The sequence below is a fragment of the Serratia sp. CY81684 genome (genome assembly GCF_052166595.1).
Classification (GTDB): domain Bacteria; phylum Pseudomonadota; class Gammaproteobacteria; order Enterobacterales; family Enterobacteriaceae; genus Serratia; species Serratia nematodiphila.
In genome coordinates this window covers 1-23,622 of record NZ_JBJNOO010000007.1, presented here as the reverse complement: position 1 = coordinate 23,622, position 23,622 = coordinate 1, and the positions used below count along the sequence as shown (strand labels likewise).

27 protein-coding genes are annotated in these 23,622 nt (G+C 60.0%); 22 read left to right on the top strand and 5 right to left on the bottom strand.

All coding sequences use genetic code 11. The features are described from left to right. Window positions 1-12: 12 nt before the first annotated feature. From ACJ8QF_RS21825 to ACJ8QF_RS21815, 3 genes are all read right to left on the bottom strand, one after another. A complete protein-coding gene (locus ACJ8QF_RS21825) occupies window positions 13-882 on the bottom strand; it encodes a phosphoribulokinase (protein WP_004930374.1) in 870 nt (289 codons plus the stop codon). Between the two features lie 151 nt (window positions 883-1,033). Continuing rightward, window positions 1,034-1,267, bottom strand: coding sequence for a YheU family protein (locus ACJ8QF_RS21820; protein WP_442537854.1), 234 nt, complete (start codon window positions 1,265-1,267; stop codon window positions 1,034-1,036). Beyond that, complete coding sequence (locus ACJ8QF_RS21815) at window positions 1,264-2,244, bottom strand: hydrolase (protein ID WP_004930377.1); 981 nt, start codon at window positions 2,242-2,244, stop codon at window positions 1,264-1,266. Before ACJ8QF_RS21815 ends, ACJ8QF_RS21820 begins: the two co-directional genes overlap by 4 nt. Window positions 2,245-2,362: 118 nt before the next feature. On the opposite strand from ACJ8QF_RS21815, the gene ACJ8QF_RS21810 reads away from it, so the two are divergent. The 6 genes from ACJ8QF_RS21810 to tauD all read left to right on the top strand — a co-directional run bounded on the left by ACJ8QF_RS21810 (window position 2,363) and on the right by tauD (window position 7,324). Continuing rightward, a complete protein-coding gene (locus ACJ8QF_RS21810) occupies window positions 2,363-2,965 on the top strand; it encodes a LysE family translocator (RefSeq protein ID WP_049186459.1) in 603 nt (200 codons plus the stop codon). An 11-nt stretch (window positions 2,966-2,976) separates the two neighbouring features. Further along, the gene (locus ACJ8QF_RS21805; protein ID WP_442537853.1) at window positions 2,977-3,759 is read left to right on the top strand and encodes a PhzF family phenazine biosynthesis protein; all 783 of its coding nucleotides are present in this window, start codon (window positions 2,977-2,979) and stop codon (window positions 3,757-3,759) included. 114 nt (window positions 3,760-3,873) lie between these two features. Further along, entirely contained in the window at window positions 3,874-4,869 is a 996-nt protein-coding gene (gene tauA / locus ACJ8QF_RS21800) for a taurine ABC transporter substrate-binding protein (RefSeq protein ID WP_004930383.1), read from the top strand. Between the two features lie 9 nt (window positions 4,870-4,878). Next, a complete protein-coding gene (tauB, locus tag ACJ8QF_RS21795) occupies window positions 4,879-5,646 on the top strand; it encodes a taurine ABC transporter ATP-binding subunit (RefSeq protein ID WP_004930385.1) in 768 nt (255 codons plus the stop codon). Further along, entirely contained in the window at window positions 5,643-6,479 is an 837-nt protein-coding gene (tauC, locus tag ACJ8QF_RS21790) for a taurine ABC transporter permease TauC (RefSeq protein WP_033631937.1), read from the top strand. Before tauB ends, tauC begins: the two co-directional genes overlap by 4 nt. After that, window positions 6,476-7,324, top strand: a complete 849-nt coding sequence (tauD, locus tag ACJ8QF_RS21785) for a taurine dioxygenase (protein ID WP_004930389.1) — start codon at window positions 6,476-6,478, stop codon at window positions 7,322-7,324. The genes tauC and tauD overlap by 4 nt, the downstream gene beginning before the upstream one ends. A gap of 3 nt (window positions 7,325-7,327) precedes the next feature. Here the strand turns inward: tauD and ACJ8QF_RS21780 are convergent, their stop codons facing one another. Further along, the gene (locus ACJ8QF_RS21780) at window positions 7,328-9,241 is read right to left on the bottom strand and encodes an ABC transporter ATP-binding protein (RefSeq protein ID WP_351007114.1); all 1,914 of its coding nucleotides are present in this window, start codon (window positions 9,239-9,241) and stop codon (window positions 7,328-7,330) included. A 129-nt stretch (window positions 9,242-9,370) separates the two neighbouring features. On the opposite strand from ACJ8QF_RS21780, the gene kefG reads away from it, so the two are divergent. The 7 genes from kefG (at window position 9,371) to ACJ8QF_RS21745 (ending at window position 16,508) form a co-directional block, all read left to right on the top strand. After that, complete coding sequence (kefG, locus tag ACJ8QF_RS21775) at window positions 9,371-9,922, top strand: glutathione-regulated potassium-efflux system ancillary protein KefG (protein ID WP_004930395.1); 552 nt, start codon at window positions 9,371-9,373, stop codon at window positions 9,920-9,922. Window positions 9,923-9,924: 2 nt separating this feature from the next. After that, entirely contained in the window at window positions 9,925-11,733 is a 1,809-nt protein-coding gene (gene kefB, locus ACJ8QF_RS21770; RefSeq protein WP_015379275.1) for a glutathione-regulated potassium-efflux system protein KefB, read from the top strand. Window positions 11,734-11,747: 14 nt separating this feature from the next. After that, complete coding sequence (locus ACJ8QF_RS21765; RefSeq protein ID WP_015379274.1) at window positions 11,748-11,951, top strand: YheV family putative zinc ribbon protein; 204 nt, start codon at window positions 11,748-11,750, stop codon at window positions 11,949-11,951. Between the two features lie 112 nt (window positions 11,952-12,063). Continuing rightward, entirely contained in the window at window positions 12,064-12,651 is a 588-nt protein-coding gene (slyD, locus tag ACJ8QF_RS21760; RefSeq protein ID WP_004930407.1) for a peptidylprolyl isomerase, read from the top strand. A gap of 92 nt (window positions 12,652-12,743) precedes the next feature. After that, a complete protein-coding gene (locus ACJ8QF_RS21755; RefSeq protein ID WP_154871799.1) occupies window positions 12,744-13,772 on the top strand; it encodes a LacI family DNA-binding transcriptional regulator in 1,029 nt (342 codons plus the stop codon). A gap of 122 nt (window positions 13,773-13,894) precedes the next feature. Then, entirely contained in the window at window positions 13,895-15,334 is a 1,440-nt protein-coding gene (gene nhaC / locus ACJ8QF_RS21750; RefSeq protein ID WP_154871798.1) for a Na+/H+ antiporter NhaC, read from the top strand. Window position 15,335: 1 nt separating this feature from the next. Beyond that, the gene (locus ACJ8QF_RS21745; protein ID WP_442537852.1) at window positions 15,336-16,508 is read left to right on the top strand and encodes a MalY/PatB family protein; all 1,173 of its coding nucleotides are present in this window, start codon (window positions 15,336-15,338) and stop codon (window positions 16,506-16,508) included. A 15-nt stretch (window positions 16,509-16,523) separates the two neighbouring features. On the opposite strand, the gene ACJ8QF_RS21740 is transcribed toward ACJ8QF_RS21745, so the two are convergent. Further along, window positions 16,524-16,751: a SlyX family protein gene (locus ACJ8QF_RS21740; RefSeq protein ID WP_004930414.1), complete on the bottom strand. Its 228-nt coding sequence runs from the start codon at window positions 16,749-16,751 to the stop codon at window positions 16,524-16,526. A gap of 356 nt (window positions 16,752-17,107) precedes the next feature. On the opposite strand from ACJ8QF_RS21740, the gene fkpA reads away from it, so the two are divergent. From fkpA to ACJ8QF_RS21695, 9 genes are all read left to right on the top strand, one after another. Beyond that, window positions 17,108-17,947: an FKBP-type peptidyl-prolyl cis-trans isomerase gene (gene fkpA / locus ACJ8QF_RS21735; protein WP_015379270.1), complete on the top strand. Its 840-nt coding sequence runs from the start codon at window positions 17,108-17,110 to the stop codon at window positions 17,945-17,947. A gap of 372 nt (window positions 17,948-18,319) precedes the next feature. Continuing rightward, entirely contained in the window at window positions 18,320-19,042 is a 723-nt protein-coding gene (locus ACJ8QF_RS21730) for a helix-turn-helix transcriptional regulator (protein WP_004930418.1), read from the top strand. Next, entirely contained in the window at window positions 19,042-19,431 is a 390-nt protein-coding gene (gene tusD, locus ACJ8QF_RS21725) for a sulfurtransferase complex subunit TusD (protein ID WP_015379269.1), read from the top strand. The genes ACJ8QF_RS21730 and tusD overlap by 1 nt, the downstream gene beginning before the upstream one ends. 7 nt (window positions 19,432-19,438) lie before the next feature. After that, the gene (gene tusC, locus ACJ8QF_RS21720; protein WP_004930422.1) at window positions 19,439-19,798 is read left to right on the top strand and encodes a sulfurtransferase complex subunit TusC; all 360 of its coding nucleotides are present in this window, start codon (window positions 19,439-19,441) and stop codon (window positions 19,796-19,798) included. A 9-nt stretch (window positions 19,799-19,807) separates the two neighbouring features. Further along, complete coding sequence (gene tusB, locus ACJ8QF_RS21715) at window positions 19,808-20,095, top strand: sulfurtransferase complex subunit TusB (RefSeq protein ID WP_004930424.1); 288 nt, start codon at window positions 19,808-19,810, stop codon at window positions 20,093-20,095. Window positions 20,096-20,238: 143 nt separating this feature from the next. Beyond that, window positions 20,239-20,613, top strand: a complete 375-nt coding sequence (gene rpsL / locus ACJ8QF_RS21710; protein WP_004930426.1) for a 30S ribosomal protein S12 — start codon at window positions 20,239-20,241, stop codon at window positions 20,611-20,613. 96 nt (window positions 20,614-20,709) lie between these two features. Beyond that, window positions 20,710-21,180: a 30S ribosomal protein S7 gene (gene rpsG / locus ACJ8QF_RS21705; protein ID WP_004956203.1), complete on the top strand. Its 471-nt coding sequence runs from the start codon at window positions 20,710-20,712 to the stop codon at window positions 21,178-21,180. 93 nt (window positions 21,181-21,273) lie between these two features. Then, entirely contained in the window at window positions 21,274-23,388 is a 2,115-nt protein-coding gene (gene fusA / locus ACJ8QF_RS21700) for an elongation factor G (protein WP_004930429.1), read from the top strand. 70 nt (window positions 23,389-23,458) lie between these two features. Beyond that, the coding region (locus tag ACJ8QF_RS21695) for a GTP-binding protein (RefSeq protein WP_023158627.1) at window positions 23,459-23,622 on the top strand (164 nt) is incomplete at its 3' end.

The following is a 23,622-nucleotide window of genomic DNA, read 5'->3' as shown; positions in this document are numbered from 1 at the left end:
CGCTCAACGCATTTATTCGATCTTCTTGCCTTCCAGCAACCGTTGCACCAGCGGCGCCATGATCAGCTCCATCGCCAGCCCCATTTTGCCGCCCGGCACCACTAACGTATTGATGTGCGAGATAAACGATCCCTGCAGCATCGCCAGCAAGTAGGGGAAGTCGATCTGGTCCAGGCCGCGGAAGTGGATCACCACGAAGCTTTCATCCAGTGAGGGAATGGCCTTGGCGGCGAACGGGTTGGAGGTGTCCACCGTCGGCACGCGCTGGAAGTTGATGTGGGTGCGCGAGAACTGCGGCGTAATGTAGTTGATGTAGTCTTCCATCGAGCGCACCACCGAATCCATCACCGCTTCGCGGGAGTGGCCGCGTTCGCCGGTATCGCGGATCAGCTTCTGGATCCACTCCAGGTTGACGATCGGCACCACGCCGACCAGCAGATCGACGTGTTTGGCCACGTCATGGTGCTCAGTAACCACGCCGCCGTGCAACCCTTCGTAGAACAGCACGTCGGTCGGCGCCGGCAGCGGCTCCCACGGGGTGAAGGTGCCCGGCACCTGATTGTAGGGCACCGCTTCGTCGTAGGTGTGCAGATACTTGCGCGAACGACCGGTGCCGTTTTTGCCGTAGTCGATAAAGCTCTGCTGCAGCAGGCCGAAGTCGTTGGCCTCGGGGCCGAAATAGCTGATGTGTCTGCCCAGATCGCGCGCCTTGCGGATCGCCGCGTCCATTTCCGGCCGGGTATAGCGGTGGAAGCTGTCGCCCTCCAGTTCGGCGGCGCGGATATTGAGCTGCTGGAAGATTTTACGGAACGCCACGCTGGTGGTGGTGGTGCCGGCGCCGCTGGAACCGGTCACCGCGATAACGGGATGTTTGGCAGACATGATGGTTGTCACTCCGTGTTGAATGCGCCGGCGTCAGGGGATTATTGTGGCTCTTGTTGACGCTTTCTATGTCAGGAAAAAATGGCGCGCGCTGGTTTGCAATGTCCCATTGTTACCTGATTTTTTCCGTCAGTCATAGAACCGGGCGCCACTAAATTTCATCCTGCCCGGCGCGGAATTGGCCGCGCGGCATGATGTTGACGCTCTCATGCAGTTCCGACCACACCAGCACCACTTCGCCGTTTTTCAGCTGGCGGCGCACGTCCTCCACCTTCTGCTCCAGCGAGCGTTCGTGTTCGCCGTAATCGGTGCCTTCGCGCAGCACAAAGGATTCGATCAGGCTGTTCAGGGTGTCGGTTGCCAGTTCTTGCCAGGGAATAATCACGTCGGAATGTCCAGATAAGGGGAAAGCCAGGCCGGAATGCGATGCTCCAGCCACATGTGCGGTTTTTTCAGCGTGCCGCCGACGAAGCCGACGTGGCCGCCGAACTCAGTCAGCTGATATTCGATATTGCGCGGCAGGCCGGCGACGTCGGGGATCACCTCAGGGGTCATGAAAGGGTCGTCCTTCGCATGGATGATCAGCAGCGGCGTCTGGATAGACGGCAACAGCGGCAGGGCGCTGCAGCGGCGATAATAGTCGGTGGCGTCGCTGAAGCCGTGAATGCGCGAGGTGATGGCGTCGTCGAATTCGCGGATGCGTCGCAACCCGTTCAGCTGTGACAGTTTGAGCGGCAGAGTGTCCGGGTAGTGCAACAGCTTGCGGGTGGCGTTTTGTTTCAGCTGCCCCAGCAGGTAGCGCTGATAAACGCGGGAGAAGCCTTGCTCCATGCGGTAGGCGCAGGGTTCCAGCATCAGCGGCGCCGAGACCACCACCGCCGCCTGCAGCAGGCTGTCGGCGCCTTGTTGCGCCAAATAGCAGGCCAGCATGTTGCCGCCGAGCGAAACGCCTACCGCCGCAGTCGGCACCTCGCCGTAGCTATCGCGCAGCCAGCGCAGAAAGAAGCGCGCGTCTTCGGTTTCACCGGAGTGGTAGATACGCTGCTTGCGGTTGGGCACGCCGCTGCAGCCGCGAAAGTGCATCACCACGCCGAGCCAGCCGCGCTCGCGCCAGGCGTTGAGCAGGCCGTGCGCGTAGGGGCTGTAGAAGCTGCCTTCCAGGCCATGAAACAGCACCGCGCGCGGCTTGGCGCGCGCCTGCGCCGGATCCTCGCTCCAGGCGAGATCGACGAAATCGCCGTCGGGCAATTCCAGCCGTTGCCAATGCGGTTTCAATAACACGCGGCGGCGCACCAGCCGCGGCAACAGCGTTTGCAGGTGCGGGTTACTGGCCCCTGTCAGAGGGCGAAAGGTGTTAGGCATAGGCTGAGTAAAATGTTGTGGGCGGCTATTGTGAGATCCCTAGCGCACTGTTAGCTTCAATACCAAGAATTATCAATGATACTGCAAAAAAGCGCCTTGGGTGAGGAGCACCCGTGCCATGGAACCGAGTTTATTCCTTTCGATGCTGGGCTTCCTGTGGGTCGCCGCCATCACGCCTGGCCCCAATAATCTGCTGCTGACCACCTCCGGCGCTAACTTCGGTTTTATGCGATCGCTGTGGCTGATGGTCGGCATCATGCTCGGCATGCAAAGCATCTTGCTGCTGGTGGCGTTCGGCGTCGGCAGCCTGATCCTGGTCTACCCGTCGTTGCACCTGATCCTGAAAATCCTCGGCAGCCTGTACCTGCTGTGGCTGGCGTGGAAAGTCGCCACCGCCGCCTATGAAAAGCTGGAAACCGACGTGGCGCCACCGCAGCCGGTGCGGCTGTATCAGGGCTGGCTGCTGCAGTTCCTCAACCCGAAAGCCTGGCTGATGGCGCTGGGGGCGGTGGCGAGCTTCAGCCTGGCGGGCGATAAGTACAACGGTTCCATTGCGGCGATCGCGCTGGGCATTGTGGTGGTGAACATCGTCGCCGGCATTATCTGGCTGGCGTTCGGCACGGTGATCGGTCGCCTGCTGCGCAGCAAAAAGGCCTGGATTATCTTCAACGTTTCCATGGGGCTGCTGACTGCAGCCTGTGTATTACTGATCTGGCATTAAGGAGCGGAACGATGGCGGAAAACTATTATCACGTGGTCGCCTTTACCGGTGAGGGGCTGCGCGGCAACCCGGCCGGGGTCTGCCTGCTGACGCAGCCGCTGCCGGCGGAGCGGCTGCAGGCGATCGCTAACGAGATCGGCCTGCCGGAAACCAGCTTTGTCTGGGATGACGGCGATATGACCGCCATCCGCTGGTTTACCCCGGAACGCGAGGTCGATCTTTGCGGCCACGGCACGCTGGCGGCGGCGCATGTGATGTTCAGCGCGGTTAACCCGGCGCTGAAGGATATTCGCTTCAGATCGGCCGGCGGCGAGCTGTTCGTCAAGCGCGATGAGCGGGACGGGGAGCGGCTGGTGCTTGATTTCCCCGCCAGGCCGCCGCAGAAAGTCGCCGAACCGGCGGGCCTCGCGGCGCTGCTGGGCGTGCAGCCACAGGAAGTGTGGCAGGCGAAAGCGCTGCTGGTGGTGCTTGAAAACGAGGCGCAGGTGCGCGCGCTGCGGCCGGACATCCCGGCGCTGATCGCGCTGGCCGGGCGTGCGGTGATCGTCACCGCGCCGGGTGACACCGTGGACTTCGTTTCGCGCTATTTCACGCTCGACGGCGGCGAGGATCCGGTCACCGGCTCCGCGCACTGCACGCTGATGCCCTACTGGACGGCGCGTCTCGGCCGCCATCGGTTGCACGCCCGGCAGATTTCGGCGCGCGGCGGTGAGCTGTTCTGCGAACTGCAAGAGGACCGCACGCTGCTGGGCGGCTACGCTCACGTGTTCTTGCACGGGACGATCGCGCTGTGATCCGCTTTAATATTACCTAAGGTAATAAAGAAGACTTTTTTATTCTTTTATCGCCCGTCACCGCTCAGATAAAACTGTCAGCAACTGAACAGATTTTTATCAACGGAGCGGAACATGGCGGGCAAACTCTTTTCTTTACGCAACGCGGCGCTGCTGGCGTTGTCGCTCAGCGCGGCCAGCGCCTACGCGGTGGACGTGACCGTGGCGTACCAGACGTCGGCGGAGCCGGCCAAGGTGGCGCAGGCGGAAAACAGCTTCGCCAAACAGTCCGGCGCGACCGTCGACTGGCGTAAGTTCGACAGCGGCTCCAGCGTGCTGCGCGCGCTGGCCTCCGGCGATGTGCAGATCGGCAATATCGGCTCCAGCCCACTGGCGGTGGCCGCCAGCCAAAAACTCCCCATCGAAGTGTTCCTCATCGCCTCGCAGCTCGGAAGCTCCGAAGCGCTGGTGGTGAAAAATGACATCAAAAGCCCGCAGGATCTGATCGGCAAACGCATTGCGGTGCCGTTTATTTCCACCACCCATTACAGCCTGCTGGCCTCGCTCAAACATTGGGGCATCAAGCCTGAACAGGTGAAGATCCTCAATCTGCAGCCGCCGGCCATCGCCGCCGCCTGGCAGCGCGGCGACATCGACGGCGCTTACGTCTGGGCGCCGGTGGTCAACGAACTGGCCAAACAGGGCAAGGTGCTGACCGACTCCGCGCAGGTGGGCGAATGGGGTTCACCGACGCTGGACGTGTGGGTGGTGCGCAAAGACTTCGCAGAGAAACATCCCGACGTAGTAACCGCCTTTGCCGCCAGCGCCCTGCAGGCGCAAAAGGCCTACCTGGCGGCACCGGAACAGTGGCTGAAAGATCCGAGCCATCTCAGCACGCTGGCGCGCCTGAGCGGCGTGCCGGAAGCGCAGGTGCCGGAACTGGTGAAGGGGAACCGTTATCTGCCGGTGGCCGATCAGGTTGCCCAACTCGGCCAGCCGGTGGACAAGGCAATCCGCGATACCGCCGAATTCCTCAAGCAGCAGGGCAAGATCCCGCAGGTCGACAGCGACTACAGCGCTTACGTCACCGACCGTTTTGTGAAACAGGTGCAGGCTGCGCCGCAGTCGTAAGGAAGCAGGATGCTAAACGTCAATCATCTTTCAGCAGAGTATCAGGGGCGGCCCGCGCTGCGTGACGTGTCGTTCCAGATCGCCGCCGGGCAACTGGTGGTGGTGCTCGGCCCATCGGGCTGCGGCAAGACCACGCTGCTGAATTTGATCGCCGGGTTTATCGAGCCTTCAGCTGGCAGCATCACGCTGGATGGAACGCCCGTTCACGGCCCGGGCGCCGAACGGGGCGTGGTGTTCCAGCATGAGGGCTTACTGCCGTGGCGTAACGTGGTGGACAACGTTGAGTTCGGCCTGCAGCTGGCCGGCATCGGCAAGGCGCAGCGCCGCCAGGTGGCGGAGCAGATGCTGCAGCGCGTGGGGCTGGCAGGCTATGAACAGCACTTCATCTGGCAGCTTTCCGGCGGCATGCGCCAACGCGTCGGCATTGCCCGCGCCCTGGCCGCCGATCCGCGTCTGCTGTTGCTGGATGAGCCGTTCGGTGCGCTGGACGCGTTCACGCGCGAGCAGATGCAGGAGTTGTTGTTGACCATCTGGCGAGATACCGGCAAACAGGTGCTGCTGATCACCCACGATATCGAAGAGGCGGTGTTCCTCGCCAGTGAACTGTTACTGCTGTCGCCGGGGCCGGGGCAGGTGGTGGAGCGGCTGTCGCTGAACTTCGGCCAGCGCTATGCCGACGGCGAAGCCTGCCGCGCCATCAAGTCCGATCCTGAATTTATCGCTCAGCGCGAATACGTGCTGGGCAAAGTTTTCCAACAGCGCGAGGCCTTGCTATGAGCCTGCATTCCACTCTGAAGGCCGCAGCCCAGCCGCAGGGCAAAGCGGCGCGCCGTTTCAGCGTGCCGCGCAACGTTTGGTTGAGCGGCGCCACGCTGTTGACGGTGTTGATCGTCTGGTGGGGCGTGACGGCGCTGCAGCTGATCAGCCCGCTATTTTTGCCGGCGCCGCAGCAGGTGCTGCACCAGTTGATCACCATCGCCAGCCCGCAAGGCTTTATGGACGCCACGCTATGGCAGCATCTGGCGGCCAGCCTGGGGCGCATTTTGGTGGCGCTGCTGGCGGCGGTGATCGTCGGCATTCCGGTGGGCATCGCCATGGGGCTGAACGACACGGTGCGCGGCATCCTCGATCCGCTGATTGAGATCTATCGTCCGGTGCCGCCGTTGGCGTATTTGCCGCTGATGGTGATTTGGTTCGGCATCGGCGAAACCTCGAAGATCTTGCTGATTTATCTGGCGATTTTCGCGCCGGTGACGCTCTCCGCTGTGGCCGGCGTGCGCAGCGTGGCGCAGGTACGGGTGCGCGCCGCCCGCGCGTTGGGCGCCACGCGTTGGCAGGTGCTGCGTTTCGTGGTGCTGCCGAGCGCGCTGCCGGAGATCCTGACCGGCATTCGCATCGGGCTGGGCGTCGGCTGGTCGACGCTGGTAGCCGCCGAACTGATCGCCGCCACGCGCGGCCTGGGATTTATGGTGCAATCCGCCGGTGAGTTTCTGGCGACCGACGTGGTGCTGGCCGGCATCGGCGTGATTGCGGTGATTGCATTTGGGTTGGAGCTGGGGCTGCGTGCCCTGCAGCGCCGATTGACCCCGTGGCATGGAGTACAGCAATGAACGAACGTCTGAATATCACCCCGCTGGGGCCTTACATCGGGGCGCTGGTGGAAAACGTCGAATTGGCCCGGCCGTTGGGCGACGGCCAGTTTGAACAGCTTTATCATGCGTTGCTCAAGCATCAGGTGCTGTTCTTCCGCAACCAGCCGATCACGCCGCTGCAGCAGCGCGATCTGGCCGGGCGCTTCGGCGATCTGCATATCCATCCGGTCTATCCACACGCCACCGACGTGGAAGAGATCATCGTGCTCGATACTCACGACGACAATCCGCCGGACAACGACAACTGGCACACCGACGTGACCTTTATCGAGAACCCGCCGTTGGGCGCGATCCTGGCGGCCAAGACGCTGCCTGCCACCGGCGGCGATACGCTGTGGGCCAGCGGCATCGCGGCCTACGAAGCGCTGTCGGCGCCGTTCAGAACGCTGCTCGCGGGGCTGCGCGCAGAGCATGACTTCACCAAGTCGTTCCCGGAGCACAAGCATCGCGGTAGCGAAGAAGAACACCAGCGCTGGCAACTGGCGGTGCAGAAAAACCCGCCGCTGCTGCATCCGGTGGTGCGCACTCACCCGGTCAGCGGCCGACAGGCGCTGTTCGTCAATGAAGGGTTCACCACGCGGATCGTGGATGTGGCGCCGAAGGAGAGCGATGCTTTACTGAATTTCCTGTTCGCTCACATCACTAAGCCGGAGTTTCAGGTGCGCTGGCGCTGGCAGGAAAATGACGTGGCGATCTGGGATAACCGCGTGACGCAGCACTACGCCAACGCGGATTATCTGCCGCAGCGGCGCATCATGCACCGCGCGACCATTCTGGGGGATAAACCTTTTTACAAGGCCTGAGGCTTAGGCTTCGAACGCCTGCGTTAACTGCTCCAGCTGTTCCTGCGCATCCAGCCAGGTCATTTCCGTCTCTTCCAGCGCGGATTTGGCCTGGCTTTGCTTTTGCAGGCAGTCGGTCAACTCGGCCTTGCGGCTGATGTCGTACAGCGCGGGATCCGCCAACTGTTCCTCCACCGCCGCCAGTTCGGCGCCCAGTTTTTCCATCTGCTGTTCCAGCTTGGCGATCTGCTTGCGCAGCGGTTGGGTCTGCGTACGGAACTCCGCCTCGCGGCGTTTTTGATCCTTGCGCGCCTGCGCGCTGTTGCCGCCGCTCTCTTTTTCCGGCGCGTCCTGCTGGCTTTCCTGGCGCTGCAGGTCGACAAGCCACTGCTGATAATCGTCGAGATCGCCCTCGAAAGGCTCGACCTGGCCATCGTGCACCAGGTACAGATCGTCGGTGGTGGAGCGCAGCAGGTGACGGTCGTGCGATACCACCACCAACGCGCCTTCGAAATCGATCAGCGCCTCGGTCAGCGCCTGACGCATGTCGAGATCCAGGTGGTTGGTCGGTTCATCGAGCAGCAGCAGGTTCGGGCGCTGCCAGACGATCAGCGCCAGCACCAGCCGCGCCTTCTCGCCGCCGGAGAAACGCTCGGTCATTTCGCTGACCTTGTCGCCCTGGAAGCCGAAACCGCCCAGATAGTCGCGCAGCTGCTGCTCCAGCACCCTTGGGGCGATGCGGCTCAGGTGCTGCAGCGGCGATTCGTCGGCGCGCAAAAATTCCAGCTGATGCTGGGCGAAGTAACCCAGCTTGATGCCTTTCGCCAGGCCGATCTCGCCGCTCAGCGGCTCCAGGGTGCCGGCCAGCAGTTTGATCAGCGTCGATTTCCCGGCGCCGTTGCGGCCGAGCAGGCCAATGCGCGAGCCGGGCACCAGGTTCAGCTTGATTGACTTCAGGATCACTTTATCGCCATACCCGGCGCTGACTTTTTCCATGCGCAGCAGCGGGTTCGGCAGGCTTTCCGGCGGGCGGAAGCTGAAGGTGAACGGGTTGTCGACGTGCGCCGGGGCTATCAGCTCCATGCGCTCCAGCATCTTGATGCGGCTCTGCGCCTGTTTGGCCTTGGTGGCCTGCGCGCGGAAACGGTCGATATAGCTTTGCAGGTGCGCCACTTTCTCTTGCTGGTGCTGATACAGCGACTGCTGCTGCGCCAGCTTGGTAGCGCGCTGGCGTTCGAACGACGAGTAGTTGCCGGTGTACTCGTTCATCGTCTGCTGTTCGATATGCAGGATCTTGTCGACGATCGGATCGAGGAAGTCGCGGTCGTGCGAGATCAGCACCAGCGTGCCGGAATAGCTTTTCAGCCAGCGCTCCAGCCAGATCACCGCATCGAGATCCAGGTGGTTGGTCGGTTCGTCGAGCAGCAGCAGATCGGAACGGCACACCAGCGCCTGCGCCAGGTTGAGGCGCATGCGCCAGCCGCCGGAAAAGTCGCGCACCGGGCTTTGCAGCTGTTCGTTGGAGAAGCCGAGGCCGTGCAGCAGGCTGGCGGCGCGGGAACGGATGGTCCAGGCGTCGATGGCGTCCAGCTTGCCGTGCAGGGTGGCGATGGCGTGGCCGTCGTTGCGATCGTTGGCCGCCTGCAACTCGGCTTCAAGCTGGCGAAACTCGCGGTCGCCGTCGATAACATACTCGATCGCCGGCACGTCCAGCGCCGGCGTCTCCTGGTTGACCCAGGCCAGCGCCCAGTTGCCGGGGAAGGTGAAGCTGCCGCCGTCCGCCGCGATCTCGCCCTTCAGCAGCGACAACAGCGTGGATTTGCCGCAGCCGTTTTTGCCCACCAGGCCGACCTTCTGACCTGGATTAACCGTCGCCGTGGCGTTGTCCAGCAGGACGCGGATGCCGCGTCGGATTTGTAGCGAGGAGAATACAATCATAAAGCGCCGTATGTTCAGAGTATGTTAAATTATCATTAAGGTAACAGAACGCGCACCGCGCGCTGTTTTTGTCTTTGCGATGCATGGTAACGGAAAACCGCTACCCTGACGACGCTTTGGAGGGGAATGATGTCGCAGCCGCCCAAGGTCTTGCTGCTGTATGCCCATCCGGAATCTCATGACTCGGTGGCGAACCGGGTTTTGCTTCGACCGGCGCAGCAGTTGGAACATGTCACCGTGCACGATCTCTACGCGCACTATCCTGATTTTTTTATCGATATCCATCACGAACAACAGCTGCTGCGTGAGCACCAGGTCATCGTGTTTCAGCATCCTCTTTATACCTACAGCTGCCCGGCGCTGCTGAAGGAGTGGCTGGATCGCGTGCTGGCGCGCGGCTTCGCCAGCGGCGTGGGCGGCAATGCGCTGGCGGGCAAATACTGGCGCTCGGTGATCACCACCGGCGAGCCGGAAGGCGCCTACCGTACCGGCGGTTATAACCACTATCCGATGGAAGATATCCTGCGGCCGTTCGAGCTGACCGCCGGGATGTGCCATATGCATTGGTTGACGCCGTTCGTGGTGTATTGGGCGCGGCGGCAAAAGCCGGAGGTGCTGCGCAGCCATGCGGACGCCTACGGGGACTGGCTGAGCCACCCGCTGCCGCACGGAGGACGATGATCATGGAAGGATCGACCTTACTGACCGCCATTTTGCTGTTCCTGTTCGCCGCGGTGGTGACGGTGCCGATTGCCCGCCGTCTGGGGATCGGCGCGGTGCTGGGCTATCTGATCGCCGGTATCGCCATCGGCCCGTGGGGATTGGGCTTCATTCGCGACGTTGACGAGATCCTGCACTTCTCCGAGTTGGGCGTGGTGTTCCTGATGTTCATCATCGGCCTGGAGCTGAACCCCAGCAAGCTGTGGGAGCTGCGGCGCTCGATCTTCGGCGCCGGCGCCGGCCAGGTGTTGATCACCGCGGCGGTGCTGGGCGCGTTGCTGTACCTGACGCACTTCGCCTGGCAGGCGGCGGTGATAGGCGGTATCGGCCTGGCGATGTCTTCCACCGCCATGGCGCTGCAGCTGATGCGCGAAAAGGGCATGAATCGCAACGAAGGCGGGCAGCTGGGTTTCTCGGTGCTGCTGTTCCAGGATATGGCGGTGATCCCGGCGCTGGCGTTGATCCCCATTCTGGCCGGCGCCGGCGGCACCAGCGACGACTGGGCGAAGATCGCGCTCAAGGTGGCGGCGTTCGGCGGCATGCTGATCGGCGGCCGCTTCCTGCTGCGGCCGCTGTTCCGCTATATCGCCGCTTCCGGCGTGCGCGAGATCTTCACTGCCGCGGCGCTGTTGCTGGTGCTCGGCTCGGCGCTGTTTATGGAGACGCTTGGCCTGTCGATGGCGCTCGGCACCTTCATTGCCGGCGTGCTGCTGGCGGAGAGCGAATACCGCCACGAACTGGAGATCTCCATCGAGCCGTTTAAAGGGCTGCTGCTGGGACTGTTCTTTATCTCGGTGGGCATGGTGTTGAATATCGGCGTGCTCTACACCCATCTGGCCGAGGTGTTGATCGGCGTACTGGCGTTGGTGGCGGTGAAATCCGGCGTGCTCTACGGCGTGTCGCGCCTGTTCGGCCTGCGTAGTTCGGTGCGCCTGCAGTTTGCCGGCGTGCTCAGCCAGGGCGGTGAGTTTGCCTTCGTGCTGTTTTCTGCGGCGGGCGCGCAAAAGGTGCTGCAGCCGGATCAACTCTCTTTGCTGTTGGTGGTAGTGACGCTGTCGATGATGACCACACCGTTACTCATGCAGGCCATCGACCGCATTTTGGCGCGCCGCTATAACGCCAAAGGCGAAGACGAGGAGACGCCGTACGTAGAGGACGACGATCCTCAGGTGATCATCGTTGGCTTCGGGCGTTTCGGCCAGGTGATCGGCCGCCTGTTGATGGCCAACAAAATGCGCATTACCGTACTGGAACGCGACGTCAGCGCCGTCGGGGTGCTGCGGCGTTACGGATATCAGGTTTATTACGGCGACGCCACCGAGTTGGAGCTGTTGCGCGCGGCGGGCGCCGAAAAGGCCAAGTCGATCGTGATTACCTGCAATGAGCCGGAAGACACCATGGAGATCGTGCGGCTGTGCCAGCAGCACTTCCCGAATCTGAGTATTCTGGCGCGGGCACGCGGCCGCGTGGAGGCGCATGAGTTGCTGCAGGCGGGCGTGAAACAGTTCAGCCGCGAAACCTTCTCCAGCGCGCTGGAACTGGGGCGCAAGGCGTTGATGGAGTTGGGCATGCACCCCCATCAGGCCTTCCGCGCCCAGCAGCATTTCCGCCGCCTGGATATGCGCATGCTGCGTGAACTGATGCCGCCGCATCAGGGCGACGTGGCGCAAATTTCCCGCGTGAAAGAGGCGCGGCGCGAGCTGGAAGAGCTGTTCCATCGCGAAATGCAAAAAGAAAGTCGCCAGTTTGACGGCTGGGATGAATACGAATAAGCGGGAGCATAACGATGTCTGCAACACGTAAGAGATTTATCGCCGGGGCGGTGTGCCCAAGCTGTAGCGCCATGGATACGCTGGCGGTGTGGCGGGAGGATCAGGTGGAAGTGGTGGAGTGCGTCAAGTGCGGTCATCACCAGCGCCAGACCGAACAACAGGTGGAAAAACACGTTCGCCCGCAAGAGCAGGTGATCGGCATTTTTCAGCCGAAGTAGCGTTTTTTTATCCCGGAGGGTACAGCGAGGCAGATTTCCGTTACAATCTGTCCGGAAAAGGCGCGCATCCCGATAACGGTGCGCGTCCTAGTAGCCAACGGTAGGAGATATCATGAAAGTAGCAAAAGACTTGGTGGTCAGCCTGGCTTACCAAGTACGTACAGAAGACGGTGTTTTGGTTGATGAGTCTCCGGTGAGCGCACCGCTGGACTATCTGCACGGGCATGGTTCTCTGATCGCAGGTCTGGAAAAAGCGCTCGAAGGCCACGACGTTGGCGATCGTTTTGACGTTCACGTCGGCGCGAACGACGCGTACGGCAACTACGACGAAAACCTGGTGCAGCGCGTACCGAAAGACGTCTTCATGGGCGTTGACGAACTGCAGGTCGGCATGCGTTTCCTGGCTGACACCGATCAGGGCCCGGTACCGGTTGAAATCACCGAAGTTGACGGCGACCACGTGGTGGTTGACGGCAACCACATGCTGGCCGGCCAAAACCTGAACTTCAACGTGGAAGTTGTCGCGATCCGCGAAGCGACCGCAGAAGAACTGGCGCACGGTCACGTACACGGCGAGCACGACCATCACCACGAACACGGTGAAGGCTGCTGCGGCGGTCACGGCCACAGCCACGATCACGACCATGGTCACGACCACGGTAAAGGCGGTTGCGGTAACGGCGGTTGCGGCTGCCACTAAGCAGAACGCGATCACGAGACAAGAGGGCGGCCATCGGCTGCCCTTTTTTATGCGCGGCGCACCGGGCGCCGAACGGCACAACAGGACATGCCATGGCCACCATGAAAGACGTTGCGCGCCGCGCCGGCGTTTCCACGGCCACCGTCAGCCGGGTGATCAATAATACCGCCTACGTTGAACCGGTGACCCGCGAACGCGTCGAGAAGGCGATGCGCGAGTTTAACTACCACCGCAACGCCGCCGCGCTGGCGCTGGCGAAAAGAAGCGGCAATATGCTGGGGTTGCTGACCGGCAACCTCGACGATCCGTTTTTTTCACGCCTGGCGCGGGGCGTGGAAGACATCACGCGACAGGCCGGCGTGCGTTTGATGTTGTGCAGCGGCGGGCATCAGGCCGAACTGGAAAAAAGCGGCCTCGACTTTCTCATCAATCAGGGATGCGAAGCCATCGTGGCGCACGTCACGCGCATGGGGCAGGAGGAGCTGCTGCGCTACGCCGCCCACACGCCCGCGCTGGTGCTGATCAACCGTTACCTGCCCGCCATCGCCAACCGTTGCATCTGGCTCGACAACGCCAATGCGGCGCAGACGGCGACCAAGCTGCTCATTCGTCAGGGGCATCGGAGAATCGCCTGCGTGACAACGGATCTGCCGATCGACGACCGCGCGCAGCGGTTAGCGGGTTACCGCCAGGCCATGGCCGCCGGCGGCATTGAGGTGCCCGGCAGCTGGATCATCAGCGTGCCCTTCAATGAAAGAGGGGGCGAACTGGCGGCCGAGCGCGTTCTGGCCAGCGACCAACGCTTCACCGCCGCAGTGACGTTCAACGACGTGATGGCCGCCGGCATGATGCGCACCTGCCACCAACGGCAAGTCCAGTTGCCTGAAGCGCTGTCGATCGTCGGTTTTGACGACATTGCCCTGGCGAAATATCTCCACCCCGCGTTGACCACCGTGCATTACCCCATCGAGAAAATGGCCCGACGTGCCGCGCGTCTGGCGCTACAAATCCACAGCGGCAGCGACATCGTGCCACGTAACAACCGCTTTTCGGCCGAACTTATCCTGCGAGACTCCGTCGCCGATGGTGAGAGGACTGAGCAAAGCAAGCGCGGCGAATGAGAGGCGGCTCACATAACGCCATCTCATGAAACCGATTACATGGCCAGTGGCCTGCGCTCACATCCTCCGATTACCGAAGCCATTACGCTGTTGCAGTACCCCCTCTTCAACAGGAGCCGTATATGGATAATAAGAAAACGCTCAACCTTGGGCTGGCGACGCTGCCGATTGTGGCCATGCTGTTGCTGCTCATCATCGGCTATGGCCAGTTTGGCCTGCGCATTGAACCGCTGCTGCTGGTTTCCGCCGCCATCGCCGCCGCGTTGGCCTGGTGGCAAGGCTACCGCTGGGATGACATCATCGGGGCCATCGTGGCCAAGCTGGCTAAGGCAATGCCGGTGATCATGATCCTGATCTGCGTGGGCGGGCTGATCGGCACCTGGATGATCAGCGGAACAATCCCTTACATGGTGTATTGGGGGCTGAAGCTGATTAGCCCGCAATACATTCTGATCGCCGCGTTCTTTATCACCAGCGTGATCTCGGTGTGCACCGGTACCTCGTGGGGGGCGGCCGGCACCGTGGGCGTGGCGCTGATGGGCGTGGCCGCCGGTCTGGACGTGCCGCTGGCCGCCGCGGCCGGGGCGGTGGTGTCCGGCGCCTACTTCGGCGACAAAATTTCCCCGTTGTCCGATTCGACGAACTTCGCGGCTATCGTCGCGGATACCGATCTCTACAGCCATATCCAGCATCTGATGTACACGACGCTGCCGAGCTTCATCCTGGCCGCCGTGGTGTACCTGATCGCCGGCCACACCGGCGCGGTGGGCAGCGTGGCAACGCCGGAAAAAGTGACCGAAATCGTCAGCGCGCTTGAGGGATTGTACCATTTCAATCTGCTGTTGATCCTGCCGCCGGTGCTGGTGCTGTGGGGCGCGGTGACCAAACGGCCGGTGATCCCCGTCATGCTGGCCGCCTGCGCGCTGGCGATCGCCATCGGCGTCGCGCTGCAGGGTTTTAGCCTGCAACAGGGGCTGAATGCGTTGATGGACGGTTTCAATCTGTCGATGTTCGCCAGCCAGGGCCATAACGTTGAAGGGATCGTCGCCGATGTGCCGCGCCTGCTGAACCGCGGCGGCATGTTCTCGATGATGAGTACGATCCTGCTGGTGTTCTGCGCCTTTTCCTTCGCCGGCGCCTTGACGCTTACCGGCGCGTTGACGGTGATCATCAGCCGGCTGCTGAAAGTGGTGCACACCACCGGCCAGCTGATCGCCGCTACCGTTGCCACCACCATCCTGGTGACCGGCGCGACCAGCGACGGCAAGCTGGCGCTGCTGATCCCGGCGGAGCTGTTCAAAGGGGCCTATCGACACATGGGGCTGGACAACAAAAACCTGTCGCGCACCGTCGAAGATGCGGGCACCGTCATCGAGCCGCTGATCCCGTGGACGGCCGCCGGTATTTACATGGCGACCACGCTGGGAGTGAGCACGCTCGATCTGCTGCCGTGGGCGATCCAATGTTATGTCGCAGTGGTGTTCGCCCTGATTTATGGCTTCACCGGCTTCGGTATCGCCAAACTCCAACCTCAGAACGACTTGCAGCGTAAGGAAGCCTGACATGACGAGTCATTTCAACGCCATCATCGATCGCCACAATACCGGCTCCGTGAAGTGGGACTTCATCGACCGCTATCTGCAACTGGACGGCAGCGAATTGTTGCCGATGTGGGTGTCCGATTTCGACTTTCCATGCCCGCCGGAGGTGCAACAGGCGCTGCATCAGCGGGTGGACCACGGCGTCTTTGGCTACAGCGAACGCGACGACGCCTACTACCAGGCGGCGATCGACTGGTTTGCCAAGCGGCACGACTTGCCGCTGCGGCGCGAGTGGTTCACGTCGATTGAAGGGGTGGTGCCGGGGGTGGCGATGCTGATCCAACTGCTCAGCAAGCCGGGGGACGGCGTGGTGGTGCAGGGGCCGTACTATGGCTCGTTCGCCAAGATAGTCACCATGAACGGCAGAGAGGTGATTGAAAATCCGCTGCTGGAAACCCCGCAGGGATACCGGATCGATTTCGACCAGCTGGCCGCCTGCCTGGCGCAGCGCAAACCGCCGCTGTTGTTGCTGTGCAATCCGCACAATCCGACCGGCCGTTGCTGGTGCCGCGAGGAACTGGAGCGGCTCATGGCGATCTGCCACGCCCACGATGTCACGGTGATCTCCGATGAAATTTGGGCCGATCTGCTGCTGCCCGGCGAGACGTTTACATCGGTGTTGCATCTGGACGAGGAATATCGCGAGCGAGTGATTGCGGCGACGTCCGCCAGCAAAACCTTCGGACTCTCTTCGCTGCGCATTTCGAATTTTCTGATCCCCAATGCCCGGCTGCGGCAGGCGTTTGTCGATCGGCTGAACGCCCACGGGCTGGATGTATTCAACGCGCTGTCGATGACGGCGGCGACCGCGGCCTATCAACGGGGCGCTGCCTGGCTTGATGAGCTGCTCGACTACCTGGCGGAGAATCGGCGCTGGTTTGAGCAGGCGCTGGCGGCCGCCGCGCCCTGGTGCACGATGACCCAGGCTGAAGCGACTTATCTCGCCTGGCTGGATTGCCGTGCACTGGGTTTGAACGATGCTGACTTACAGCAGGCGCTGGTGGCGGTGGCGAAGCTGGCGCCGTCGATGGGCAGCGGTTTCGGCCCGCAGGGGAGCGGTTTTATCCGCATCAACCTGGGGTGCCCGCGCCGCTATCTCGAGCGTGCCGTCGACGGGCTGGCACGCCTGAAATAACCGCGCAGCGGGCCCTCAATAGTGCGGCGGAGGGGTTTCTTCCGATTGCGAGGCGATCATTGAGGTTTGGGTCGAGCGCAGCTTGTCGGTCAACATGCGCAGGTGTTCGCGCATCTTCAGCATTTCCATTTGATGCTGGATGACGGTCTGGTTGAGCTCTTCGATGGTGAGCTCTTGGAAGGCCTGGCGGCTCTCCAGTTCTTCAAGCCGCTGTAGCAGGCGTTGAATGTCGGCGTTGTGCATGAGGCTACCTCTGACGCGATAAAATCCTGATTCGGCGCTATGGTAACAGCTGACGCCGGGTTTGCTCGCGCTATTTCTCCAGGCGGCGCGCAACGTTGCGATCGGCAGTGTAAAGTGCTGAAAAGTTGCACGCCCGATACGCCGTTTTTTGCTAACCTCGCCGAATATTCTGCAAGAAAAATCTGATTTATCATGCGAGTAGCACACAGGGGGAAACTTCTTGGCAAAGCGGGAGTCACACTTTGACTCGATTGGTTACCTGTGCGACTGTTTTGTTTTGTTTCAGGCAGCTATAGTAGCCCGGTTATCTTACCTAATGATTGTTTGGGGCATTGCTTCAGACACTGGAGAAATGGATGAAATCTTTGTTTAAAGTCACGCTTCTGGCAACCACCATGGCTTTTGCTCTGAATGCGACCCAGGTCATGGCAGCCGATGCCGCCAAACCGGCAGAAGCCGCTAAACCAGCGGACGCGGCGGCAGCACCGAGCACCGGCAAGTTCAAAAACGACGACGAGCAAGCCGCTTACGCACTGGGCGCCTCTCTCGGCCGTTACATGGACAACTCTCTGAAAGAGCAAGAGAAGCTGGGCATCAAGCTGGACAAAGATCAGCTGATCGCCGGCGTTCAGGACGCGTTCGCCAACAAGAGCAAGCTGAACGACGCCGACATCGAGAAGACCCTGCAGGGCTTCGAAGCGCGCGTGAAGGCTTCCGCTCAGGCGAAGATGGAACAGGACGCCAAGGACAACGAAACCAAAGGCGCTAAGTACCGCGACAGCTTCGCGAAAGAAAAAGGCGTGAAGAAAACCGAATCCGGCCTGCTGTACCAGGTAGAGAAACCGGGCGCGGGTGAAGCGCCGAAAGACAGCGACACCGTGGTAGTAAACTACAAAGGCACCCTGACCGACGGTACTGAGTTCGATAACTCCTACACCCGCGGCGAGCCGCTGTCGTTCCGTCTGGATGGCGTGATCCCGGGCTGGACCGAAGGCCTGAAGCACATCAAGAAAGGCGGCAAAATCAAGCTGGTGATCCCGCCGGCATTGGCCTACGGCAAAACCGGCGTTCCGGGCATCCCGGCTAACTCCACGCTGGTGTTCGACGTTGAGCTGCTGGACGTGAAAGCGGCGCCGAAAGCCGACGCTAAAGCCGAAAAATCGGCTGACGCGAAAGCAGACGCTAAAGCGAAATAATCTCGTCGCTCTGTTTGCCACCGCCGCGGATGCCCTCCGCGGCGGTTTTCATTTCGACCGCCGCCGCGTCTCTCTCCATTGAACGCTTGACGCCTGCCGGGCATCGGGCTTAACGTCAATACCACGCGCAAACGCAAGGACTTTACTCCGGCCGCTTTGCTAGACTAATAATTCTGACTTATCAGTCATGCGTCTGCCCCTTAGGGCGTGTACCTAAAATTGTTCCCGGCCGCCTCGCCCGCGGATGTCATCGTGCCGTTTATGCTGCTCTCAGCCAGCCGCGCTGCGGCGTGCCGACGACGGTAGCGATCCGGTCCGAGCGGTTTTAGCTGCGCCCCCTGGCACAGGCGATCTATGAGGGTGGTATCTTCGATGTCGAATTCGCTTTTATCCAGCGAAGCCAGCGAACTTGATTTGCTGAATGAACGTCCGTTTACTCAAACGGATCATGAAATCCTGAAATCCTATGAAGCGGTGGTCGATGGGCTGGCGATGTTGATCGGCGGCCACTGCGAGATCGTATTGCACGCGCTGGAAGACCTGAACAGTTCGGCGGTGCGCATCGCCAACGGGGAACATACCGGGCGTAAAATCGGTTCGCCGATCACCGACCTGGCGCTGCGCATGCTGCACGACATGGCCGGCGACGACAGCAGCGTGTCGAAAGCCTACTTCACCCGCGCCAAGAGCGGCGTGCTGATGAAGTCGGTGACCATCGCCATTCGCAATCGCGAACAGCGGGTAATCGGCCTGCTGTGCATCAACATGAACCTCGATGTGCCGTTCTCGCAGATTATGCAGACCTTTATGCCGCCGGCCACGCAGGACGTGCCGTCGTCGGTGAATTTCGCCTCTTCAGTCGACGATCTGGTGGCGCAGACGCTGGAGTTCACCATCGAAGAGGTGAATGCCGATCGCTCGGTATCCAATAACGCCAAGAACCGCCAGGTAGTGCTAAACCTCTATGAGAAAGGCATCTTCGACATCAAGGATGCGATCAATCAGGTGGCGGATCGCCTGAATATCTCCAAACACACCGTGTATTTGTATATTCGCCAGTTCAAGAGCGGCGATCTGTTGGGAAGCGACCGTTGATGCTCGATTATTGTCTGTTGGTCACCGGTCCGGCTTACGGCACGCAGCAGGCCAGCAGCGCCTATCAGTTCGCTCAGGCCCTGCTGGCGAAAGGGCACCGGCTTTCCAGCGTCTTTTTCTACCGCGAAGGGGTGTTGAACGCCAACCAGCTGACCGCGCCCGCCAGCGATGAGTTCGACCTGGTGCGCGGTTGGGCGCAGCTGGCTCAGCAACACGGCGTGGCGCTCAACGTCTGCGTGGCCGCCGCGTTGCGCCGCGGCGTCACCGACGAGCAGGAGGCGGCGCAGCAGGGGCTGGCAAGCGCCAACCTGCAGCCCGGTTTTACCCTGAGCGGGTTGGGTTCCCTGGCCGAAGCGTCGCTAAGTTGCGACCGTCTGGTGCAGTTCTGAGGATAGGATGAAACGAGTCGCTTTTGTTTTCACCCATGGGCCGCACGGCGGCGCCGGCGGCAGGGAAGGGCTGGATGCGCTGCTCGCCACGTCGGCGCTCAGTGAAGATGTGGGGGTGTTTTTTGTCGGCGATGGCGTATTGCAGCTGTTGCCGGGCCAACAGCCGGAAAAGATTTTGGCGCGCAATTACATTGCCACCTTTGGCGTGCTGCCGCTGTATGACGTGGAGCGGTGCTATCTGTGCCAGGCTTCACTGCAGGAACGCGGACTGAGCCAGGTGACCGATTGGGTGCTGGACGCCGAGGTGCTGGCGCCGGACGAACTGCGCCGCGAACTGGACGGCTACGACGCCGTGATGACGTTTTAGGATCCTCTGATGCTGTATACCCTGAGCCATTCGCCAAACCAATGTGACCTGCCTGCGCTGCTGCGCCTGACGGCGCAGGGCGACGCGCTGTTGCTGCTGCAGGACGGCGTGCTGGCAGGCCTTGCCGGCAGCGCTCATCTTGAATTGCTGCTCGCCGCCCCCATATCCCTTTATGCGCTGCAGGACGACCTGGAAGCTCGGGGATTGGTTGGTCATTTTTCGCACAAAATCACTGTCGTCGGCTATAATCACTTCGTTGAATTAACCGAACAACACCGCAGCCAAATGGCCTGGTGATGAGAGTGATGTTGTATATTTCTTGACACCCATACTGGTCAGCCATAAAATTCTGCGTCCTCGTACTTTGCCAGTAGTGCATACGAGGGGATTTATCACATGTTTACGAAGCTAGTACGAAGCAAAAACCAGGAGCTTTTTTAATGGCAACAATTAACCAGCTGGTTCGCAAACCACGCTCTGTGAAGGCTGCTAAAAGCAACGTTCCAGCGCTGGAAGCCTGCCCGCAGAAACGTGGCGTATGCACCCGCGTATATACCACTACCCCGAAAAAACCAAACTCCGCACTGCGTAAAGTTTGCCGTGTGCGTTTGACCAACGGTTTCGAAGTGACTTCCTACATCGGTGGCGAAGGCCACAACCTGCAGGAACACTCCGTAATCCTGATCCGTGGCGGTCGTGTAAAAGACTTGCCGGGTGTGCGTTACCACACCGTCCGTGGTGCACTTGACTGCTCCGGTGTTAAAGACCGTAAGCAAGCTCGTTCCAAGTACGGCGTGAAGAAGCCAAAGGCTTAATGGTTCTCCGTTAAGTAAGGCCAAACGTTTTAACTTTAATGTCAAAATAAACTCGTAGAGTTTTGGACAATCCTGAATTAACAACGGAGTATTTCCATGCCACGTCGTCGCGTAATCGGCCAACGTAAAATCCTGCCAGATCCTAAGTTCGGATCTGAGCTGCTGGCCAAATTTGTAAATATCCTGATGGTAGACGGTAAAAAATCTACTGCAGAAGCAATCGTCTATACCGCGCTGGAGACCCTGGCTCAGCGTTCTGGTAAAGATCACCTGGAAGCTTTCGAAGTCGCTCTCGACAACGTTCGCCCGACTGTAGAAGTTAAGTCGCGTCGCGTTGGCGGTTCTACTTATCAGGTACCAGTTGAAGTCCGCCCGGTTCGTCGTAATGCTCTGGCAATGCGTTGGATCGTTGATGCTGCACGTAAACGCGGTGATAAATCCATGGCTCTGCGCCTGGCGAACGAGCTGTCTGACGCAGCAGAGAACAAAGGTTCTGCTGTTAAGAAGCGTGAAGACGTTCACCGTATGGCCGAAGCCAACAAGGCGTTCGCCCACTACCGCTGGTAATCATCCGGCTGTAGTCATGCTAACCAAGCGGGCGCGTCAAATCGGCCCGCTTGGGTTAACTGAACTTGAACGCCCTAGGAATAGAGGAATCAAATGGCTCGTACAACACCCATTGCACGCTACCGTAACATCGGTATCAGTGCTCACATCGACGCCGGTAAAACCACCACTACCGAACGTATTCTGTTCTACACCGGTGTAAACCACAAAATCGGTGAAGTTCATGACGGCGCTGCCACCATGGACTGGATGGAACAGGAGCAGGAGCGTGGTATTACCATCACTTCTGCAGCGACTACTGCCTTCTGGTCTGGTATGGCCAAGCAGTTCGAACCGCATCGCGTAAACATCATCGACACCCCAGGGCACGTTGACTTCACCATCGAAGTAGAACGTTCCATGCGTGTGCTGGATGGCGCGGTAATGGTTTACTGTGCTGTTGGTGGTGTTCAGCCACAGTCTGAAACCGTATGGCGTCAGGCTAACAAATACAAAGTGCCACGTATCGCGTTCGTTAACAAAATGGACCGTATGGGCGCTAACTTCCTGAAAGTTGTAGGCCAGATCAAAACTCGTCTGGGCGCCAACCCTGTTCCTCTGCAGCTGGCTATCGGCGCAGAAGACAAATTCACCGGCGTTATCGACCTGGTGAAGATGAAGGCGATCAACTGGAACGAAGAAGACGCAGGCGTAACCTTCGAATACGAAGACGTGCCGGCTGACATGATGGATCTGGCTGAAGAATGGCGCCAGAACCTGATCGAGTCCGCTGCGGAAGCTTCCGAAGAGCTGATGGAAAAATACCTGGGCGGCGAAGAGCTGACCGAGGAAGAAATCAAATCCGCTCTGCGTCAGCGCGTGCTGAACAACGAAATCATCCTGGTTACCTGTGGTTCTGCGTTCAAGAACAAAGGCGTACAGGCAATGCTGGATGCGGTAATCGAATACCTGCCGGCACCAACTGACGTTCCTGCGATCAACGGTATCCTGGACGATGGCAAAGATACTCCGGCTGAGCGTCACGCAAGTGATGACGAGCCGTTCTCTGCGCTGGCGTTCAAAATCGCTACCGACCCGTTCGTGGGTAACCTGACCTTCTTCCGCGTGTACTCCGGCGTTGTTAACTCCGGCGACACCGTGCTGAACTCCGTTAAGGCTGCGCGCGAGCGTTTCGGCCGTATCGTTCAGATGCACGCCAACAAGCGTGAAGAGATCAAAGAAGTTCGCGCAGGCGACATCGCCGCTGCGATCGGTCTGAAAGACGTGACCACCGGGGACACCCTGTGTGATCCAGACTCTCCAATCATCCTGGAGCGTATGGAATTCCCTGAGCCGGTAATCTCTATCGCCGTTGAACCAAAAACCAAAGCTGACCAAGAAAAAATGGGTCTGGCTCTGGGCCGTCTGGCTAAAGAAGACCCGTCATTCCGCGTATGGACTGACGAAGAGTCTAACCAGACCATCATCGCCGGTATGGGTGAACTGCACCTCGACATCATCGTTGACCGCATGAAGCGTGAATTCAACGTTGAAGCTAACGTGGGCAAACCTCAGGTAGCTTACCGCGAAGCGATTCGCGCGAAGATTACCGATGTTGAAGGTAAGCACGCCAAGCAGTCTGGTGGTCGCGGTCAGTACGGTCACGTTGTGATCGACATGTACCCACTGGAGCCGGGCTCTAACCCGAAAGGTTACGAGTTCATCAACGACATCAAAGGTGGTGTAATTCCTGGCGAATACATCCCTGCCGTTGATAAAGGCATCCAGGAGCAGCTGAAGTCTGGTCCGTTGGCTGGTTACCCGGTAGTAGACATGGGTATTCGTCTGCACTTCGGTTCTTACCACGACGTTGACTCCTCTGAACTGGCGTTTAAACTGGCCGCGTCTATCGCCTTTAAAGAAGGCTTTAAGAAAGCGAAACCAGTTCTGCTTGAGCCTATCATGAAGGTTGAAGTTGAGACTCCAGAAGAGAACACCGGTGACGTTATCGGTGACTTGAGCCGTCGTCGCGGCATGCTGCGCGGTCAGGAATCTGAAGTGACTGGCGTTAAGATCCACGCTGAAGTACCGTTGTCCGAAATGTTCGGCTACGCAACTCAGCTGCGTTCTCTGACTAAAGGTCGCGCATCATACACCATGGAATTCCTGAAGTATGATGATGCACCGAACAACGTCGCTCAGGCCGTAATCGAAGCCCGTGGCAAATAAGCCGCAGGGTTAAAACCAAAGTCCCGTGCTCTCTCCAGAAGGGGAGAGCGCTATAGTAAGGAATATAGCCGTGTCTAAAGAAAAATTTGAACGTACAAAACCGCACGTTAACGTTGGTACTATCGGCCACGTTGACCACGGTAAAACTACCCTGACTGCAGCGATCACTACCGTACTGGCTAAAACCTACGGCGGTTCTGCACGTGCTTTCGACCAGATCGATAACGCGCCAGA

Coding starts and splice junctions, on each gene's coding strand:
- nhaC (WP_154871798.1), top strand. CDS start 13,895: ATGGATAATAAGAAAACGCTCAACCTTGGGCTGGCGACGCTGCCGATT.
- tauC (WP_033631937.1), top strand. CDS start 5,643: ATGAGCCTGCATTCCACTCTGAAGGCCGCAGCCCAGCCGCAGGGCAAA.
- kefB (WP_015379275.1), top strand. CDS start 9,925: ATGGAAGGATCGACCTTACTGACCGCCATTTTGCTGTTCCTGTTCGCC.
- tauD (WP_004930389.1), top strand. CDS start 6,476: ATGAACGAACGTCTGAATATCACCCCGCTGGGGCCTTACATCGGGGCG.
- ACJ8QF_RS21740 (WP_004930414.1), bottom strand. CDS start 16,751: ATGCACAACGCCGACATTCAACGCCTGCTACAGCGGCTTGAAGAACTG.
- kefG (WP_004930395.1), top strand. CDS start 9,371: ATGTCGCAGCCGCCCAAGGTCTTGCTGCTGTATGCCCATCCGGAATCT.
- ACJ8QF_RS21780 (WP_351007114.1), bottom strand. CDS start 9,241: ATGATTGTATTCTCCTCGCTACAAATCCGACGCGGCATCCGCGTCCTG.
- rpsL (WP_004930426.1), top strand. CDS start 20,239: ATGGCAACAATTAACCAGCTGGTTCGCAAACCACGCTCTGTGAAGGCT.
- ACJ8QF_RS21745 (WP_442537852.1), top strand. CDS start 15,336: ATGACGAGTCATTTCAACGCCATCATCGATCGCCACAATACCGGCTCC.
- tauA (WP_004930383.1), top strand. CDS start 3,874: ATGGCGGGCAAACTCTTTTCTTTACGCAACGCGGCGCTGCTGGCGTTG.
- ACJ8QF_RS21815 (WP_004930377.1), bottom strand. CDS start 2,244: ATGCCTAACACCTTTCGCCCTCTGACAGGGGCCAGTAACCCGCACCTG.
- ACJ8QF_RS21730 (WP_004930418.1), top strand. CDS start 18,320: ATGTCGAATTCGCTTTTATCCAGCGAAGCCAGCGAACTTGATTTGCTG.
- tusD (WP_015379269.1), top strand. CDS start 19,042: ATGCTCGATTATTGTCTGTTGGTCACCGGTCCGGCTTACGGCACGCAG.
- fusA (WP_004930429.1), top strand. CDS start 21,274: ATGGCTCGTACAACACCCATTGCACGCTACCGTAACATCGGTATCAGT.
- ACJ8QF_RS21765 (WP_015379274.1), top strand. CDS start 11,748: ATGTCTGCAACACGTAAGAGATTTATCGCCGGGGCGGTGTGCCCAAGC.
- ACJ8QF_RS21755 (WP_154871799.1), top strand. CDS start 12,744: ATGGCCACCATGAAAGACGTTGCGCGCCGCGCCGGCGTTTCCACGGCC.
- slyD (WP_004930407.1), top strand. CDS start 12,064: ATGAAAGTAGCAAAAGACTTGGTGGTCAGCCTGGCTTACCAAGTACGT.
- rpsG (WP_004956203.1), top strand. CDS start 20,710: ATGCCACGTCGTCGCGTAATCGGCCAACGTAAAATCCTGCCAGATCCT.
- tusC (WP_004930422.1), top strand. CDS start 19,439: ATGAAACGAGTCGCTTTTGTTTTCACCCATGGGCCGCACGGCGGCGCC.
- tauB (WP_004930385.1), top strand. CDS start 4,879: ATGCTAAACGTCAATCATCTTTCAGCAGAGTATCAGGGGCGGCCCGCG.
- fkpA (WP_015379270.1), top strand. CDS start 17,108: ATGAAATCTTTGTTTAAAGTCACGCTTCTGGCAACCACCATGGCTTTT.
- ACJ8QF_RS21810 (WP_049186459.1), top strand. CDS start 2,363: ATGGAACCGAGTTTATTCCTTTCGATGCTGGGCTTCCTGTGGGTCGCC.
- ACJ8QF_RS21805 (WP_442537853.1), top strand. CDS start 2,977: ATGGCGGAAAACTATTATCACGTGGTCGCCTTTACCGGTGAGGGGCTG.
- ACJ8QF_RS21825 (WP_004930374.1), bottom strand. CDS start 882: ATGTCTGCCAAACATCCCGTTATCGCGGTGACCGGTTCCAGCGGCGCC.
- tusB (WP_004930424.1), top strand. CDS start 19,808: ATGCTGTATACCCTGAGCCATTCGCCAAACCAATGTGACCTGCCTGCG.